The organism is Pseudomonas viciae, from assembly GCF_004786035.1.
GTDB classification, from domain to species: Bacteria; Pseudomonadota; Gammaproteobacteria; order Pseudomonadales; family Pseudomonadaceae; genus Aquipseudomonas; species Aquipseudomonas viciae.
This window is the reverse complement of record NZ_CP035088.1, coordinates 4,267,437-4,283,461: the sequence shown is the minus strand read 5'-3', so window position 1 is coordinate 4,283,461 and position 16,025 is coordinate 4,267,437. Positions and strand designations below refer to the sequence as shown.

The following is a 16,025-nucleotide window of genomic DNA, read 5'->3' as shown; positions in this document are numbered from 1 at the left end:
TTGTCAGTTTTTATGGGCTAACACGTAATCCACGAAAGCGCGCAGCTTCGGAAGAACCGTACTCCGACTGGGGTAGTAGAGCGCCAATCCAGGAAAGTTCGTGGAGTAGCTGCTGAGAATGACCTCCAACGTTCCTGCATGAATCTGGCGAGCAACGATGGAGCGTGGGAGCCTGAACAGCCCCACGCCTTGTTCCGCAGCGTGGACACACGCGCCAGCGTCGTCGAGTATCAATGGCCCGCGTACGTGGATGCTGTGCCGCTCGCCACTGATGTTGAATTCCCATTCGTCGAGTACGATGCCAGCCTGTCGAAACGTGATGCACGGAATGTTCTGGATGTCTTCCGGTAGCGTGGGCCGTCCATAGCGCGCCAGCAGTGCGGGGGAAGCAACCACTACTTGTGGCTCCTCACTGGTGAGCGGCACCGCCACCATGTCCGCATGTACGAATGACCGAGGTCGTACGCCGGCGTCACACCCCTCAGCCACAATATCCACCAAGCGGTCGTCGCCGACGAACTCCAGTTGCAGATGGGGATGCGCAACAAGAAATCCCGCAACAAAACGCTCGGTCAGTAACGGGACGCTTGCCTTGGGAACGCTGATGCGCAACAGCCCGGTGACCGAGTGTCCCAGGCTGCGAGCGGACTCGATTCCATGGAGCAATTGCTGTGCTGCCGGTCGAACTTGCAGTAGCAGCCTTTCCCCGGCTTCGGTCAGCCCGACGCTTCGCGTCGTACGCGCCAGCAGCGTCACCCCGATACGACCTTCAAAAGCGCGGATTGCCTGACTAACGGCGGATGGGGTAATGCCCAGGCGCCTGGCAGCCGCGCGGAAGCCGTGCTCCTCAGCAACCGCCAGGAATACCACTATGCCGTCCAGATCGCCTCGACCAATTGTGTAGTTCATCTACACAGTTTGAGCAGTTGGAGACGGATTCTCAAGCGTAATTCAATGGGGAAAGATGGAGGCCTCAACCTTTGAGGAACGCTCATGATTACCGCCACCAAACAATCCCGCGCTTTTATCATCGATAAAACTGTCGGCATCGCCGGCCTATCCGTTCGTACAGCTCCTGTTCCTACGCCAGCGCCAGGCGAAGTACTCGTGCATGTACGAGCGTCATCGTTGAACTATCGGGACGTGATTATCCTGGAGGGCAATTATCCCATTCCCAACCTGGAAGGCCGTATTCCGCTTTCGGACGGCGCTGGTGAGGTGGTAGCCGTGGGGCAGGGTGTCACCCGGTTCAAGGTAGGCGATCGGGTGACGAACTCGTTCTTCCCTGAATGGATCGACGGCCCTTTTACCGGAAAGTACGCACAATACTCTGGTGATATAGACGGTTGGCTCACTGACTATCGAGCGGTGGCCGCTGACGCGTTGATCTCGATTCCAGACAGCCTGGAGTATGACGAAGCGGCTACGCTGCCGTGCGCCGGTATCACCGCATGGTCTGCCGTCAAAGGCGTGAAAGCGGGCGACATCGTTCTCACTCTTGGCACTGGCGGTGTGTCGTTGTTTGCCGTCCAACTGGCGAAAGCGATGGGGGCCAAGGTCATCGCCACCACTTCCAGCGACACGAAGGCCCAGCAACTCAAAGCCTTGGGGGCGGACGAAACGATCAACTACAAAGAACAGCCGGAATGGTCCCAGCAAGTGCGTGAGCTGACTGGCGGAATTGGTGTCTCTCGCATCGTTGAAGTCGGAGGTGCAGGAACATTTGCGCAATCGATCAAGGCCATTGCTGTAGGTGGACAGGTATCAATGGTAGGGGCGGTGGCGGGATTGCAAGGAGCGGTCGAAGTTCTGCCCATGTTCATGAGCCAGGCGCGCTACCAGAGTATCGCGCTGGGCAGCCGCCAGGATCTTGAAGCCTTGGTGCGATTTATTGCCGAACACAAGATCCGTCCGGTCATCGACAGCCGCTTCCCATTCGTGGATGCGCAGGCCGCATTCGAGAGGTTGATGACTCGCAACGTCTTCGGAAAGCTAGTGATCAATCACTGACACTAAAGGCCTGCAACCAGTACTCACTGTTTAAGGAGTCGTCATGACCGCGTACGTTATCTTTATTAGAGAGAAGACACTGGATCAACGCGAAATGGATATCTACGCCGAAAAGGTTCCGGCCACGTTCCCCAGTGTTCCTGTCCAATTGCTTTCTGCTTATGGGCACCTGGAAGTATTCGAGGGCGAAACGCCAGAAGGCGTTGTTCTCTTCTCTTTTCCGACCATTGAGGATGCCAGGAATTGGTACTACAGCGAAGCGTACCAATTGGCGGCTAAACACAGGCATGCAGGTGCCTCGTACAGAGGGTTTGTCGTAGAGGGCGGGGCGTAAAAGCCAAGCGCTGCCATTGGAAGTCAGGCCCCTTCCGAGGGGCCTCGAGTCGGGCATTCAATTCACTACATTTTGGTCGAGCTCATCGACCCAGCGGCATGTAACCCAAGAGATAAGCAACGGAGGCCTTTTAAGGGGCCTTCGTTGTTCAGGCGTCAGACTGGTACGCTTATTCAGCCTTGAAGCAATACACCGCCAGCTTGTTTCCGTCCAGATCCCGAGCATAAGCGGCGTAGGCGTTATCAGCCCAGCTACGAGGGCCTGGCAGGCCTTCGCATACGCCACCGTTTGCCAACGCTGCAGTATGGAACGCCAGGACCGCAGAGCGGTTCGGTGCTTCGAAACTCACAGTGACACCGTTGCCGATGGTCGCCGGACTGCCATTGGCCGGGTTGAGTACAAAGAACGAAGGCTTGTCGACGCCCCAAATGGAGCCGGCATCGTCGAGGTCGGCAACACGTTTGAGGCCGATCTCTTTCAAGGTGGCATCATAAAACGCACGTGCTTTTGCCAGGTTGTTGGTGCCGACGGTGACATGAGTAAAAACGGACATCTTGGTTTCCTTTCGGTGGGGGGGAATTGGACTTTCGACCGCATCTCAGAAATGAATGACGGTACGAATGCTTTGCCCTGTGTGCATCAACTCGAAGGCTTCGTTGATCGCTTCCAGGGGCATGTTGTGGGTGATGAAGGTCTCCAGCGGGATTTCCCCGCGGCCAGCCTTCTCGACATAACTGGGCAGTTCCGTGCGGCCCTTCACTCCGCCGAAGGCACTGCCGCGCCATACACGACCGGTGACGAGCTGGAAGGGGCGGGTGCTGATTTCCTGGCCGGCGCCGGCCACACCGATGATGATCGACTCGCCCCAACCCTTGTGGCAGCACTCCAGTGCCGCGCGCATCAATTGCACATTGCCGACACACTCGAACGAGTAATCCACGCCACCGTCGGTGAGTTCGACGATGACGTCCTGGATGGGCCGGTTATAGTCCTTGGGGTTGATGAAGTCCGTCGCGCCCAATGACAGGGCGACATCGCGCTTGGCCGGGTTGATATCGATGGCAAGGATGCGTGCGGCCTTGGCCATCTTTGCGCCGATGATCGCGGCCAGGCCGATACCGCCCAGCCCAAAGACTGCAACGCTGGCGCCAGCCTCGACCTTGGCGGTGTTGAGTACCGCGCCAATCCCCGTGGTCACCCCGCAGCCAAGCAGGCACACCTGCTCCAGCGGAGCATTCTTTGAAATCTTCGCCAGGGAAATTTCCGGCAGCACCGTGTACTCGGAAAAGGTCGAGCAACCCATGTAGTGGAACAGCGGCTGGCCTTCGTAGGAGAAGCGCGAGGTGCCATCGGGCATCAGGCCTTTGCCCTGGGTAGCCCTGACGGCCTGGCAGAGGTTGGTCTTGCCGGACAGGCAGAATTTGCACTGCCGGCATTCGGCGGTATAGAGCGGGATCACGTGGTCGCCGACTTGCAGCGAAGTCACGCCTTCGCCGATGGACTCGACGATACCACCGCCTTCATGCCCCAGCACCGAGGGGAAAATACCTTCAGGATCGCTGCCCGAAAGGGTGAACGCATCCGTGTGACAGACGCCGGTGGCAACGATGCGAACCCGCACCTCGCCGGCCTTGGGCGGGGCGACATCGATAGTGATCAGCCGCAGTGGTTCATTGGGCGCGAACGCGACCGCAGCCCTGGACTTCAAGGTCTGTGCTGACATGGAAGAGCCTCGTGTGAAATATGAAAGATGCTCCTGATTCATGGGATCAGGGGCATGACCTCAGATGTCTTTCACCAGCCGCAGCGCATCGTAGATGGCTGCGTGGGTATTACGTGCCGACACCGCGTCGCCGATCCGGAACAGCTGGAAGCGGCCTTCAGGGTTGGTCACGATATTTTGGGTTTTTCCGGCGATCAGATCGTGCTGTTCAACCGCGCCGTTGTTGCTTGAATGCGGGCGCAGGTCGAAGTACAGATCGTCCAAGGGCAGGGTGCCGTAGTTGATCACCACCTGATCGACCACGCGCTGCTTGTGCACCTGGCCATAATCGCTGCCGAAGTTGGCCACCAACTGACCGTCGCGTTTTTCTACGGAGTCGACCCGATAGGTGACCGTGAAGGTGACGTTCAGGTCTTGCAGGCTGCGCATGTAAGGCACCAGGTTCATCGCCATTACCTCCGGCGCAAACGAGCGGTCCGGCGTGACGATCTCCAGTTTTGCGCCGCTGTTGGCAATGACCTCGGCCGCTTGTAGCGCTGCGTGGTCGCCGGCGTCATCGAAGATCAGCACGTTCTGGCCGGGCTTGACGTCGCCGGAAATAATGTCCCAGGTCGACACCACCAGTTCATTGCCTTGCTTGAGCACCTCGGTGTGGGGCAAGCCGCCGGTGGCGACGATGACCACGTCCGGTTCTTCGGCCATGACTGTTTCGGCTTCGGCCCAGGTGTTGAAGTGGAACTTCACGCCCAGGCGTTCGCATTGCACCATGCGCCAGTCGATGATGCTGATCATCTCGCGACGACGCTCGCTCAGGGCGGTCAAGCGGATCTGGCCGCCGGGCTGGTCGGCGACTTCGAACACCGTGACGTCGTGGCCGCGTTCACCGGCGACCCGTGCCGCCTCCAGGCCCGCCGGGCCGGTGCCGACCACCACTACCTTGCGCTTGACCGGCGCTTTGGGGATTTCGTGGGGCATGGTGGTTTCGCGGCCAGTGGCGGCGTTGTGGATGCAATACGCCGCGCCGCCCTGGTAGATGCGGTCCAGGCAATAGTTGGCGCCGACGCAGGGTCGGATTTCTTCTTCACGCTTTTCGATGATCTTGCGCACGATGTGCGGGTCGGTCATGTGCGCCCGGGTCATGCCGATCATGTCCACCTTGCCGGAGGCGATGGCGTGTCGAGCCGTGGCCACGTCCGGGATCTTGGCCGCATGGAACGTCGGAAAGCCGGTGGCCGAGCGGATCTCGCCAGCAAAATCCAGGTGTGGCGAGTTACGCATGCCTTGGATCGGAATCACATCGGTGAGGCCCGCATCGGTATCGATGTGACCGCGAACGACGTTGAGAAAATCCACCAGCCCGCTGTCCTTGAGCATGTGGGAAATCTGGATGCCGTCTTTGGCACCGAAGCCGCCCGGAAGGTCCTCGTCTCCGGTGTAACGAACTCCGAGCAGGAAGTCTTCGCCACAGCGCTGGCGGATGCCACGCAACACATCAAAGGTGAAGCGCAGGCGGTTTTCCAGCGAGCCGCCGTAGGGGCCCTCAAGGTCGTTGGTCAGTGGCGACCAGAACTGATCCATGAGGTGTCCGTAGGCCTGCAATTCCAAACCATCAAGACCAGCAGCCTTCATGCGTTCGGCGGCGTCCACGTAGTCCTTGATGATCCGGTCGATATCCCACTCTTCCATCTTTTTGGGGAAGGCCCGGTGGGATGCTTCACGGCGATGAGAAGGCGATACGACCGGGAGCCAGTCGGCCTTGTCCCAGCGCGTACGGCGTCCCAGGTGGGTCAGTTGAATCATCACTGCGGCGCCGTGTTCGTGGCATTCGTCGGTCAGGTCTTTCATCCATTTGACCACTTCATCCTTGTACGCCAGCACGTTGTTGAACACTGGCGGGCTGTCACGGGAAACAGCGGCGGAGCCCGCAGTCATGGTCAGGGCCACGCCGGCTTTCGCCCGTTCAACGTGATAAGCCCGGTACAGATCCTTCGGCATGCCGTCGACGGGATACGCGGGCTCATGGGAGGTGGTCATGATCCGGTTTTTGAGGGTCAGGTGTTTGATTTTATAGGGCTGCAGCAGAGGATCGCTGGACATGGTGTTGCGCTCCGGGAACAGAACATCAGGCTTGGTTTTGACATAACGGTATGTTGAATGTTCATGTGTGTCAATGATTGGGACACAGGTGTACATTTTTCTTGCGTGGCGGAAAAACCAGGATTAACATCCAGCCGAAACAGGGAGGATCGGGTTCGTGTGGTCGGTCATTCCAGGCATCGATCCATGGACACATAACGCTTCGCCGAAACGGCGGAGGAGGGCCGGACGACCTGAAAACATCGCGCGATTAAAAGTTGTCCATGCCTCATATAAAAGCTCTTGAGAGCACGATGTATTTTGCTTTTATGAGGGAAGTTAATTCTTCTGCTGCCCTGCCAATAACTATTAATACAGTACGCGGAGATGCACCATGGTTAAGCTATCCAGTAAAACGTGTATCGGCTGGCTTGCAGGCCTGGCGATGGCCTCCAGTAGCCTGATGGCTCAAGCCGAGGAGCCCATGCCCATCCGTATCGGATGGGTGAATTGGTCGGATACGGAAATCGCTGTAAAACTGGCAGACACGGCATTGCGCGACCATCTCAAGCAACCGGTCAAATTGGTGCTTGCCGATATCGGCATTCAGTTCCAGGCCCTGGCCAACGGCAACATCGACCTGATCCCGATGGTCTGGCTGCCGAGTACTCACAAATCTTTCTATGACAAGTACAAAGACAAACTCGAAGACCTCGGTGTGCTGTATGAGGGTCGGATCGGCATGGCGGTGCCCACTTCTATTCCGACCAGCGAGATTGCCAGTGTCGAAGACCTTAATAAGCCAGAAGTGCGGGAGAAACTCAGTGGCAAGATCCTGACTTCGGAAGTAGGTAACGGCCAATACAAACTCACGGAGCAGGCCATCAAGGAATATAAACTCGATGGTTACAAGATGGTCGCTTCTTCAGAGTCTGGAATGCTGAGCGAGTTGGATCGCAACCTCAAGCGTGACAAATGGTCGTTGATCAATGCCTGGAGCCCGCACTGGATGTTCGCCAAGTGGCCGCTGCGCTACCTGGATGATCCAAAGCAGATTTTCGGTGGCGCTGAGCAAATTCATGCGATTGCACGCAAAGGTTTCAGCGCCGAACATCCAGACGTCGCCCGGTTCTTCGCCAACTTCAAAATTCCTAAAGCTGACCTTGAGACGTTGATGGCCGCCGCACGCGATAGCTCGGCCGACAAGGTCGTTGCAGAGTACTACGCCGCCAACAAGCCTCGTTTCGAGGCGATGTTTGGCAGCCGGACCGCTTCCGCGACACCGGCCCAGTAATGGCGGTTGCTGTCCGATAGTTGCGTTGCAATTCGCTGACCTTGACCGAACGTGAAGGGCAGCGGATACATCGAACGAGTTCGACACATTGCTCGGGAAATGGGACTGAAGACGATGATAAACAGCACTGAAGAGCCATCGTGGGATCGGGACATCATCAGCAACGGCGACTTGCTCAGGCGTTCGCTTCAGAACGTCCTGTCGGGCAGTGGTTGCGATAAGGCGCAAGCACATACCGTGTCTCTAAATACGGCCCAATGGAGTATCAGGGAGACTGCGGAAATTTCAAATGCGTTACCAGGTTTTCTGGAGCGCCATTTATCCGAGGCGCTTGATGCTGCACCTAGGGCTAATGAGTCTCTGGTGTCGATACTGGATGCGCTAGGCACGCTCTTGCCCCATGTCACCTGGATAAACCGTCAAGCCAAGGCTGGCCAAGACAGTGCTTTCGTGGAGCGACATCGCCACGGGATGATCGCAGGGCCTGGAGGGCTATTTGAATGTTCCACCTTGACCTTGGGGTTGGCGCTCATGATGCCTGAGACTTGTTACCCCTATCACCAACACCCGCCTGCCGAGTTCTATCTCGTGCTGTCACCGGGTGACTGGTACCGGGAGGACGTGGGCTGGTGGAATCCTGGACCAGGAGGTTTAGTCTTCAATCCCCCATCCTGTGTCCATGCAATGAAGTCGATGGGTGTTCCACTTTTGGCACTGTGGGGCTTGATGCATTAATGCCTCGTTATAAAAAGTGAATGAATTCGGGTAGCGATTGAGAGGATGAAATATGGCGGTGACCACGCAGGGCATCAAGTTGGATGAAGAAACGCGGGCCAGGCTGAAGTCAGCGTCGGCCAGGTTGGATCGCACCTCTCATTGGTTCATGAAAAATGCAATTCTGAATTTTATTGAAAAGGTTGAAGCCGGTGCTGGCATCGAAGAGCTTATAGCGGTCGAACTTTTGGAAAAAGATACGAGGCGTCACAGCATCGCACGACGGCTTTGCAAAATTTGCAGTAGCGATGGCTTGACTTGATGGCGGAATGGCCTGCCCGGACCTGCCAGACCGAATGATAATTGACGAAATTTGATCTAAGCAAACCATGAAAGGCTATGCCTGTATGACATCGAAAGATATAGGCGCGGTCGTATTCTCATACTTGATTTTTTCTCATGAGTATTGAATGAAAAATGGTTTGTTCGTGCCCGTTCAGTTCTGAACAATGAGTTCAGCTTACAAGGTCAAGGTGAAGATGCTTGGTCCCAGGAGCTACAACTCACTTCAGGATAATTAAAGCACGGCGCTTTCGTTGAGGATCGACCGATGGTTCAGATGACCGATACCAGGCTTACAAGCAAGCAGACGACATTCGAAGAAATTCCCTTCATTGATGTCGCACCGTTACTCGATGGGAGCGACCCGCGAGAAGTTGCGCGCCAGATGGGAGAAACTTGCGAGAAAGTTGGTTTTTTCTATATTAAAAACCATGGAGTTCCGCGCGCCTTGATCGACGCGATGTATGCCCAGACGAAAGGCTTCTTTGCCATGCCTTTTGATAAGAAGAATAAGCTGAACGTGGTTAATTCAGGTCCCACGCTTCGCGGCTACATACCCATGTACGCGGAAAACGTCGATCCGGAAAATACCCGCGATTTCAAGGAGTGCTTCGACTATGGCGTCCACTATGACGAAGTGTCTCCTTTCTTCGGGGCAAACCTGATGCCGGTTGAGCTCACGGATTTTTCGGATGTCTGTGACGCCTACCATCGTGCAATGCTTGACCTGGCGCGCAAGCTCATCAGCGCCATTGCACTGAGCCTCGATCTGCCAGCGGACTACTTTGAAAAACTGCAACGCAAACCGATCACCATCCAGCGCTTGCTGCACTATCCCCCGCAGAGTGGCGAAATTTCACAAAAGGAAATCGGGATCGGAGCGCATACGGACTATGGCTTTCTGACGATCCTTTTCCAAGACAAGGTCGGTGGCTTGCAAGTGCGCAATCGTGCGGGTGACTGGGTAAGCGCCCCACCGGTGGAAGATACGTTCATCGTCAACATCGGTGATCTGGTGCAAACCCTGACGAATGACCGCTACACGTCGACTATGCACCGCGTCATCAATACCAGCGGTGTCGAACGGTACTCCATTCCATTCTTCATCGACTTGGACTTCGACGCGACTGTCGAGACTGTGCCAACGTGCATCAGCCTCAGTAACCCTGCCAAATACGCGCCTTACACCTGTGGCCAACACAAATACAGTCGCTTTGTCGCCAGCTACGCCCACTTGCAGGCTGTCGAAGCCGTCTAAGGCCAACCCTTGGTGGATGAAGGCTCGATGCATTCGGGCCCCATCAAAATCCGGTCACCGTCTGCGTGGAGACGGTGACCGTCCCGGGAAGCGTTGGAGTTACCCATAGTCATTCGACGAAGTGCGTTCATCACGAGGTATCACACCGAAATACTCCGCAGATGAACCAAAGCTGCAACCAAAGCCATCCAACAAAAGGAATCCGGCGGATCGTGGTGCAGGGCCCTGGGAAGTGGACACGGTGCTGCGCTCCTCTTGAGATCTGAGAGATGGGTTCTTCAGAGTTCCGCGCCTGCCTGCCACTCCTTCCAAGCAATGGAAGAACGCAGCCCTAAGCCCAGGAACGGTTCCGGGGGATTCCAGCAGGGGTCAGGTTGATCGAGCATGATGTCCAGCAGTTCACTGCCCATCCCCACGGCGTATTCGGCGATCAGTTTGCCCGCCACGGTGCTGCGGGTCAGGCCCAAGCCGTTGCAGCACACGGCGCTGAACACGTCCGGCGCGATCTCGCCAAAGACAGAGCCGGAGTTGCGCGAAATGCACAGCGCGCCGCCCCAGGTGTATTCGAACGGCACGCCTGACAACATTGGAAAGCGTGCCTCGAAGGAGTGGCGGTGAGCGCGGCGTACACGCTCAAGCGTACGGGGACTCGCTGTCAGGCGCGGGTTGTAGGTGAAGGAGTTGCGAATGCAAATCCGGCCATTGGCGAGCCTGCGCACGGTGGTGCCCAGCGGGTCGGCGGGAATGAGCCCCCAGCTTTGCTCGCCACCCAGGCGGGCCTGCTCCTGGGCAGTCAACTCTCGGGTCAGGCTGGCGTACGTGTAGACGGGCAGTAACCGACCCTTGAGTCCAAGCTGACCGAACGGTGCCGCGTAGGCATTGTTGGCCATCACCATGCGCGGCGCCGAAAGCACGCCTTGGGCGGTAGTCAGCTCATGAGGTTTGCCAAGTTCAATGTTCAATACCGGGCTGTCTTCATACAACGTGACGTTCGCTGGCAACGATTGCGCCAGCCCCCGGCACAACGCGGCGGGTTGAACGAGTACGCAACCGGGGGCATGCAGCCCCGATTTGTAGAAGTCGGTACCGGTGATCGCTTTCATCCGCGCGGCATCCAGCGTCGTGTAGGGTTCCCCCAATCCGCTCAGCCCTTTGGCAAAGGACTCAAGCGCGGCGATGCCTTGTGGGTTGACGGCGCCATGCAACTTGCCCTGCTCGCGCCAATCGCACTCGATGCCTTCGCGCTGGACGATCTGGCGCATGAAATCGATGCCGCCACGACTCAACCGAATGATGCGCTGGTCGGCGGTACGGTCGGAGGTGTAGCTGTGGGACGTCAGGTCATGGGGCAAGTCCACCATGAAGCCGGAGTTGCGTCCGGCCGCACCGAAACCTACCCGCTTGGCGTCGATCAATGCAATCGACGCCTCGGGTAAAAGTTCGGCCAGTCTCCGGGCGGCAGCCAACCCCGCCAGGCCGGCGCCGAGAACCGCCCAGTCGGCCCTGACGGCGCCTTTGAGCGGGGTGCTGGGTGCCGGTGGTGGCAGCGTTTCGTACCAACCGGGTTGGCCATCGTTTTGAGGTAGGAAATTACACTGAAGCTGCATGGCAAGCGCCTCCGCCGTATGTGTCAGGCGCGATGAGCCGTCAGCTGTTCATAGACAGTCTTGAATGCGCTTTTCTCTGCGTCGCTGAGCGGTTGCAAAGGCAGACGGGTCACACCCACCGGCTGGCCGGCCAATTCGCAGCCGTGTTTGATGTACTGGCAGAACTTGCCGCCTTGTTCGAGCAGGTTGAGCATCGGCAACAAACGGGTCGCCAGTTCACGACCTTTGATCATGTCCTTTGCCACGACACACGCCTGATACAGTGCGACATGTTCTGGCGCAAGGAAGTTGGATGCGCCAGCGACCCAGCTGCGGGCGCCCCAGGTGAAAAATTCCAGCACCTGGTCGTCCATGCCGCAGCTCACTTGCAACTGATCGGTGTGTTCGTTGAGCAGGCCGTGCATGCGTTCAATTGAGCCGGTGCTTTCCTTGATCGCCTGGAAGTTGGGACGGCCCTTGAGCCCGTTGATGAATTCCCAGGACATTTCGGTCCCGGTACGGGCCGGAAAGTTGTAGAGCATGATGGGCATGTCGAGCGCGTCATCGACGCTCAAGGCATGGACCAGCAGTTCTTGTTGGGTCGGTTGGCAGTAGTAGGGAGCGGCAAGAAGAATGGCATTGAAGCCCACTTTTTTTGCATGCAGGCCCAGCGTGAGGCTTTCCTGGGTGGTGGTGGCATTGATGCCCGCCATCAAGGGAATACGCGATTTGGCGTAGTCGGCGATGAAGTCGAACAGCGCCAGCCGCTCATCATGGGACAAGGCATAGTATTCGCCCGTCGTACCACCGACGATCAGGCCATGCACACCGTGTTCGATAAGTGAGTCAATGATGTTTTCCAGCGACCTGAAGTCCACGGCGCCCGAAGTATTAAAGGGAGTTACAACGGGAGTCCACACGCCATCAAAGTTCATACAGTGCCCTGTTATTAAAATAGTTGCGGTTTTGGTTCGTATGCAGATTACGGGGGCAAACGCTGGCGCAACAACTAACATTTATTAACAGCAATACATGACCCTGCGTTATAAGTTGACGCCGGACCAATAGGGATCGCGGCTGCGGACTGGTCACTCATCACCACTCATTGCCAACGTTCAGGCAGGCTGGGTCGCGGCCGCCCGTAGTCATACGAACGTCCGTCGGCACAGCCGAATAATCTGTCGGCCAATGCTATATCTCGTAGCGATTTTCTTTCGACGGGGGGCAGTTGAAGAAGGTGCTATAGCATTTGCTGAAATGAGGGGTCGAGACGAAACCGCAGGCAATGGCGACATCAGTGACTGACAGTTTGGAATTTTGTATCAGGCGACGCGCTTCTCTAAGTCGCAGCTCCAGATAGTAGCGCTGAGGGGATGTGTTGATTTGCTCTCGAAACAGGCGTTGGATCTGGCGCTTGGAAAGTCGAACGCATTCTGCGAGCAAATCCAGGCCTAACGGCTCTTCAAGGTTGTACTCCATCAGCTTGATTATTTCTTGCAGCGGTGCACTCACGTTACGACCTTGGACCTTGGCCGAGGTCCGGAGCCGAGACTGGTCATAATCCAATAGATCAAACACGGCGTCTGCGACTTTATGGTCGAGGGCCGCGTAAAGCCATTTCATCATGATTTGAAAGGCGCCAGCGGGGTTGGACGCTGTGAGTCGGTCACGATCAAATACCACGGTGTCGAGGGTTACAGTCGTGTTGGGTGAAAATTCCGATAGGGCGATTCGTTGTTCTGCATGAATGGCGCATCGGTAGCCATCGAGCAGTCCGGCTTTGCCCAGGTACCAGGCACCATTCCACAACCCACCGAGCGCAATGGGCATGCTTGCGAGTTTGTTCAGAAGCTTTATCAGCCCTTCAGGGACTGCTCTGGGCGTGCGTAGCCCGCCGCAGACAACCATCAGGTCCAGTGCCGCGATCCTGATATCGGTCAGCGGCGTATCGGGTCTGATGGGTATTGCCAGGTCGCTGATGACTTCGCAATCGTTGCGACTGAATGTATGGACTTTTATCGAGCCAGGCTGGATGAAGTTAGCGGTCATCAGCACGTCCAGGCATTGCGTGAAACAAGTCAGGGAGAAGCTATCAAGCAGGAGGAATCCTATGCTCGATGCTTTGCGGGCCTCGATCGATTGACTCATGAGTTGGGCTTCGTATCCAGCAGAAAACTTTCGTCGAAAGGGTAGTGGGTGAGCAGTTCATAACCGGTTTCCGTGACCAACAGTTGGTTCTCCAATTTGATCCCGTCCTGCCCACCCACTTCACCCACATACGCCTCGACACAAAGGGCCATGCCTGGCTGCAACTCACCTTCGTATCCGTAGGAGTCCAAGTCTTCCGGATAGCGAATGCTGGGGTACTCATCACACAGCCCTACACCGTGGTAAAGCACGCCATAGCGCTGAGCCCGGCAGGGTTCGGGCAACCGGTGTGCCTTGGCGGTCAGCTCGGTAAAGCGTACGCCTGGCTTGATCAACTCGGTGTTATGGATGATATGGTCATGGGCGATTCGATAGAGGCGCTTCTGTTCGGCTGTTGGCTCCAGCCCCCCACAGATCCAACTGCGGGACATGTCCACGCACATACCGTAGGTGCCGATCAGGTCCGTGTCGAACGACAACAAGTCGCCATCGTTCAATACCCGTGGGCCGGACTCCTGGAACCACGGGTTGGTGCGTGGGCCGGAACTGAGTATTCGCGTTTCTATCCACTCACCGCCCCGGCGAATGTTGCCGGAGTGCAGGGCGGCCCAGACATCGTTTTCCGTTGCTCCTGCCCGTAATGCCCGATGCATTTCGGCGATGGACGCTTCGCATGAAGCCACCGCGCAGCGCATCGCCTTGATTTCATCGGGGCCTTTGATCATCCGCGCAAACTCGGTCACTTCCTGGCCGCTGCAAATCTCCACCGCGAGCGCATCCAGCGCGCGCACGCCTGCCACTTCAATCCGGTCTACCGCCAAGCGTCGGTTGGCTCCAGCGTGTTGGCGCAGCAGCTCGTCGATTTGGCCTGCGAAATGCCTGGCATGGCGATCGGTGTGTTCACCGGTCTCGAAGTAAAAGAACGACGCGCCGCTGCGTAACTCGGTAACCAGCGGCAAGTGGGAGGAGAGGTGATCACAACCATGGAAATCCCACAGCACAACGTGGCCGCTGGCCGCGACGAAACAGGCTCGCGCGGGGTTATGGGTCGTCCACAATTGCATGTTCGTGGTGTCGGTGGCATAGCGGATATTCAGCGGGTCAAACAGCAGGATGCCGCCCAGGTCTCGGGCTACCAGTTGGTCGACGATCCGTTGCAGTCGGTATTGGCGCATGGTCGGTAGATGAGGCGCTTGCAAGCCCAATTGGGCCCACTCCGCGAAAGCCAGCGGTGTAGGGCCTATCTCGACGCGATTGTTGTCGTCGACGGAGCCGTCGGCTTTCAGCGCAGCTGCGCGTTGCCGGGCTGGATCGATGCGGCGAGCGCTGGCGGGAATTGAAAAAGGTGAAGTCGTCATAAATCCTATCCTGATTCATCAGATACACCGCCACTTCACCTAGCCATGAGGCGCTACTTTGTCGATGGCTGGATAACCATCGGACACAGCGCGTCATTCAAGGCCAGGTTGAGTGGCCGGGCGACAAGCGCCTGGCGGAGGGAGAGGGTCGTTACTTGCTGGCTTTGGCTGCATCCCGTGAAGCCTGGAGCCAGGCGTCGATTTGCTGACGGTGAGCGGCAATCCACTCCTTGGCATGCCGGGTGATATCCGCTGGCTTGTTCTCACCTTTTTGCATTCTCAGGTTCTGCGCGCTTTCGTCGTCAGTGCTGATCTGCATTTGCGAAAGAAACTTCAGGGCCGCTGGATTCTTGTTGGCAAAGTCCCGGTTGAGTACAGCCTCTACCTTGTCTACGGCGAAACCGAGATTCTTGCCTTTGTAGGAGGTGTCGACTTTGTTGTTGCCGCCTGGCAGGTCGGTGTACGGCACTTCGAGCCATACTACGTCTTTACCCTCGACCAACACGCCGGCGATCCATTGAGGAACCCAGGTGTAATAGAGGATCGGCTGACCCTGTTTGTAGCGGGTGATGGTGTCGGCCATCAATGCGAAATAGGAACCACGATTATGGCTGACCGTTTTCTCGAGACCATAGGCCTTGAGGTGATGGTCGATGGTCAGCTCACAGCCCCAGCCGGGGTTGCAGCCGGTCAGGTCCGCTTTTCCATCTCCGTCGACATCGAACAGCTTCGCGATCTCTGGCTTCTTGAGGTCCGTCAGGTATTTGATGTTGTAGGCGTCGGCAGTCTTTTTATCGATCAGATAGCCCTGCAATACCCCAGGCATGATATCGCCTGCCTTGATCATGTCCTCGTCACCGCCCGCTTTCTGGTAGAAGGTGTCGTGGAGCTTGTCCCACAAGTGCACGGTGAAATCCGCGTCGCCGCTGCCCAAGGCCACCAACATGACGGAGTACTCGGTTTCCTTCGGCTCCTTGACCTTGTAGCCAAGTTCACGCAGACCCTCCATGGCGATCTCACCCCGAAAGCGCTCTTCGGCGATGGAAGGAAAGATCGGTGTTATCGAGACACCATCGCCGGGCTTCTCTGCCGAGGCCATGGCATGGAGTGACAAGACGGTCAGGGCGACAGCCGAGAGGCACCGCCGGATGTTGCGGGAGAGTTTCAATTCGCGCATTTCAC

At 57.1% G+C, this 16,025-nt stretch carries 15 protein-coding genes; 6 read left to right on the top strand and 9 right to left on the bottom strand.

Annotated features, from left to right (window positions below; genetic code table 11):
* Nucleotides 1-3: 3 nt before the first annotated feature.
* Nucleotides 4-909 (bottom strand): LysR family transcriptional regulator, encoded by a 906-nt coding sequence (locus EPZ47_RS18485; protein ID WP_135846130.1) that lies wholly within the window; start codon nt 907-909, stop codon nt 4-6.
* 84 nt (nt 910-993) lie between these two features.
* On the opposite strand from EPZ47_RS18485, the gene EPZ47_RS18480 reads away from it, so the two are divergent.
* Together EPZ47_RS18480 and EPZ47_RS18475 are read left to right on the top strand one after the other, a co-directional pair.
* Nucleotides 994-2,010: a zinc-dependent alcohol dehydrogenase family protein gene (locus tag EPZ47_RS18480; protein WP_135846129.1), complete on the top strand. Its 1,017-nt coding sequence runs from the start codon at nt 994-996 to the stop codon at nt 2,008-2,010.
* Nucleotides 2,011-2,053: 43 nt separating this feature from the next.
* Entirely contained in the window at nt 2,054-2,344 is a 291-nt protein-coding gene (locus EPZ47_RS18475; RefSeq protein ID WP_135846128.1) for a DUF1330 domain-containing protein, read from the top strand.
* Between the two features lie 169 nt (nt 2,345-2,513).
* Here the strand turns inward: EPZ47_RS18475 and EPZ47_RS18470 are convergent, their stop codons facing one another.
* The 3 genes from EPZ47_RS18470 to EPZ47_RS18460 are packed head-to-tail and all read right to left on the bottom strand — an operon-like array spanning nt 2,514 to nt 6,164.
* Nucleotides 2,514-2,897, bottom strand: coding sequence for a VOC family protein (locus EPZ47_RS18470; RefSeq protein ID WP_135846127.1), 384 nt, complete (start codon nt 2,895-2,897; stop codon nt 2,514-2,516).
* 45 nt (nt 2,898-2,942) lie between these two features.
* Nucleotides 2,943-4,067: an S-(hydroxymethyl)glutathione dehydrogenase/class III alcohol dehydrogenase gene (locus EPZ47_RS18465; protein WP_135846126.1), complete on the bottom strand. Its 1,125-nt coding sequence runs from the start codon at nt 4,065-4,067 to the stop codon at nt 2,943-2,945.
* Between the two features lie 60 nt (nt 4,068-4,127).
* Complete coding sequence (locus EPZ47_RS18460) at nt 4,128-6,164, bottom strand: NADH:flavin oxidoreductase (RefSeq protein ID WP_135846125.1); 2,037 nt, start codon at nt 6,162-6,164, stop codon at nt 4,128-4,130.
* 373 nt (nt 6,165-6,537) lie between these two features.
* Between EPZ47_RS18460 and EPZ47_RS18455 the strand changes: the two genes are divergently transcribed.
* From EPZ47_RS18455 to EPZ47_RS18440, 4 genes are all read left to right on the top strand, one after another.
* Entirely contained in the window at nt 6,538-7,437 is a 900-nt protein-coding gene (locus tag EPZ47_RS18455) for a glycine betaine ABC transporter substrate-binding protein (protein WP_135846124.1), read from the top strand.
* A gap of 114 nt (nt 7,438-7,551) precedes the next feature.
* Nucleotides 7,552-8,172: a dimethylsulfonioproprionate lyase family protein gene (locus EPZ47_RS18450; RefSeq protein WP_238346655.1), complete on the top strand. Its 621-nt coding sequence runs from the start codon at nt 7,552-7,554 to the stop codon at nt 8,170-8,172.
* 52 nt (nt 8,173-8,224) lie between these two features.
* Nucleotides 8,225-8,473: a hypothetical protein gene (locus tag EPZ47_RS18445; protein WP_135846122.1), complete on the top strand. Its 249-nt coding sequence runs from the start codon at nt 8,225-8,227 to the stop codon at nt 8,471-8,473.
* A 288-nt stretch (nt 8,474-8,761) separates the two neighbouring features.
* The gene (locus EPZ47_RS18440; protein ID WP_135846121.1) at nt 8,762-9,751 is read left to right on the top strand and encodes an isopenicillin N synthase family dioxygenase; all 990 of its coding nucleotides are present in this window, start codon (nt 8,762-8,764) and stop codon (nt 9,749-9,751) included.
* 278 nt (nt 9,752-10,029) lie between these two features.
* Here EPZ47_RS18440 and EPZ47_RS18435 read toward each other — a convergent pair whose 3' ends face one another.
* The 5 genes from EPZ47_RS18435 to proX all read right to left on the bottom strand — a co-directional run bounded on the left by EPZ47_RS18435 (nt 10,030) and on the right by proX (nt 16,020).
* The gene (locus EPZ47_RS18435) at nt 10,030-11,358 is read right to left on the bottom strand and encodes an NAD(P)/FAD-dependent oxidoreductase (RefSeq protein WP_135846120.1); all 1,329 of its coding nucleotides are present in this window, start codon (nt 11,356-11,358) and stop codon (nt 10,030-10,032) included.
* A gap of 23 nt (nt 11,359-11,381) precedes the next feature.
* A complete protein-coding gene (gene dapA, locus EPZ47_RS18430; RefSeq protein ID WP_135846119.1) occupies nt 11,382-12,272 on the bottom strand; it encodes a 4-hydroxy-tetrahydrodipicolinate synthase in 891 nt (296 codons plus the stop codon).
* 256 nt (nt 12,273-12,528) lie between these two features.
* Nucleotides 12,529-13,485 carry a GlxA family transcriptional regulator gene (locus EPZ47_RS18425; RefSeq protein ID WP_135846118.1) on the bottom strand — a complete coding sequence of 319 codons (957 nt, stop codon included), beginning with the start codon at nt 13,483-13,485 and terminating at the stop codon, nt 12,529-12,531.
* A complete protein-coding gene (dddP, locus tag EPZ47_RS18420) occupies nt 13,482-14,843 on the bottom strand; it encodes a dimethylsulfonioproprionate lyase DddP (RefSeq protein ID WP_135846117.1) in 1,362 nt (453 codons plus the stop codon). Before dddP ends, EPZ47_RS18425 begins: the two co-directional genes overlap by 4 nt.
* Before the next feature lie 151 nt (nt 14,844-14,994).
* Complete coding sequence (proX, locus tag EPZ47_RS18415) at nt 14,995-16,020, bottom strand: glycine betaine/L-proline ABC transporter substrate-binding protein ProX (RefSeq protein WP_135846116.1); 1,026 nt, start codon at nt 16,018-16,020, stop codon at nt 14,995-14,997.
* Between the last annotated feature and the right edge of the window lie 5 nt (nt 16,021-16,025).

What these genes read in the sequence shown, in the direction of transcription:
- EPZ47_RS18485 (WP_135846130.1), bottom strand. Translation starts at nt 909, where the DNA reads ATGAACTACACAATTGGTCGAGGCGATCTGGACGGCATAGTGGTATTC.
- EPZ47_RS18480 (WP_135846129.1), top strand. Translation starts at nt 994, where the DNA reads ATGATTACCGCCACCAAACAATCCCGCGCTTTTATCATCGATAAAACT.
- EPZ47_RS18475 (WP_135846128.1), top strand. Translation starts at nt 2,054, where the DNA reads ATGACCGCGTACGTTATCTTTATTAGAGAGAAGACACTGGATCAACGC.
- EPZ47_RS18470 (WP_135846127.1), bottom strand. Translation starts at nt 2,897, where the DNA reads ATGTCCGTTTTTACTCATGTCACCGTCGGCACCAACAACCTGGCAAAA.
- EPZ47_RS18465 (WP_135846126.1), bottom strand. Translation starts at nt 4,067, where the DNA reads ATGTCAGCACAGACCTTGAAGTCCAGGGCTGCGGTCGCGTTCGCGCCC.
- EPZ47_RS18460 (WP_135846125.1), bottom strand. Translation starts at nt 6,164, where the DNA reads ATGTCCAGCGATCCTCTGCTGCAGCCCTATAAAATCAAACACCTGACC.
- EPZ47_RS18455 (WP_135846124.1), top strand. Translation starts at nt 6,538, where the DNA reads ATGGTTAAGCTATCCAGTAAAACGTGTATCGGCTGGCTTGCAGGCCTG.
- EPZ47_RS18450 (WP_238346655.1), top strand. Translation starts at nt 7,552, where the DNA reads ATGATAAACAGCACTGAAGAGCCATCGTGGGATCGGGACATCATCAGC.
- EPZ47_RS18445 (WP_135846122.1), top strand. Translation starts at nt 8,225, where the DNA reads ATGGCGGTGACCACGCAGGGCATCAAGTTGGATGAAGAAACGCGGGCC.
- EPZ47_RS18440 (WP_135846121.1), top strand. Translation starts at nt 8,762, where the DNA reads ATGGTTCAGATGACCGATACCAGGCTTACAAGCAAGCAGACGACATTC.
- EPZ47_RS18435 (WP_135846120.1), bottom strand. Translation starts at nt 11,358, where the DNA reads ATGCAGCTTCAGTGTAATTTCCTACCTCAAAACGATGGCCAACCCGGT.
- dapA (WP_135846119.1), bottom strand. Translation starts at nt 12,272, where the DNA reads ATGAACTTTGATGGCGTGTGGACTCCCGTTGTAACTCCCTTTAATACT.
- EPZ47_RS18425 (WP_135846118.1), bottom strand. Translation starts at nt 13,485, where the DNA reads ATGAGTCAATCGATCGAGGCCCGCAAAGCATCGAGCATAGGATTCCTC.
- dddP (WP_135846117.1), bottom strand. Translation starts at nt 14,843, where the DNA reads ATGACGACTTCACCTTTTTCAATTCCCGCCAGCGCTCGCCGCATCGAT.
- proX (WP_135846116.1), bottom strand. Translation starts at nt 16,020, where the DNA reads ATGCGCGAATTGAAACTCTCCCGCAACATCCGGCGGTGCCTCTCGGCT.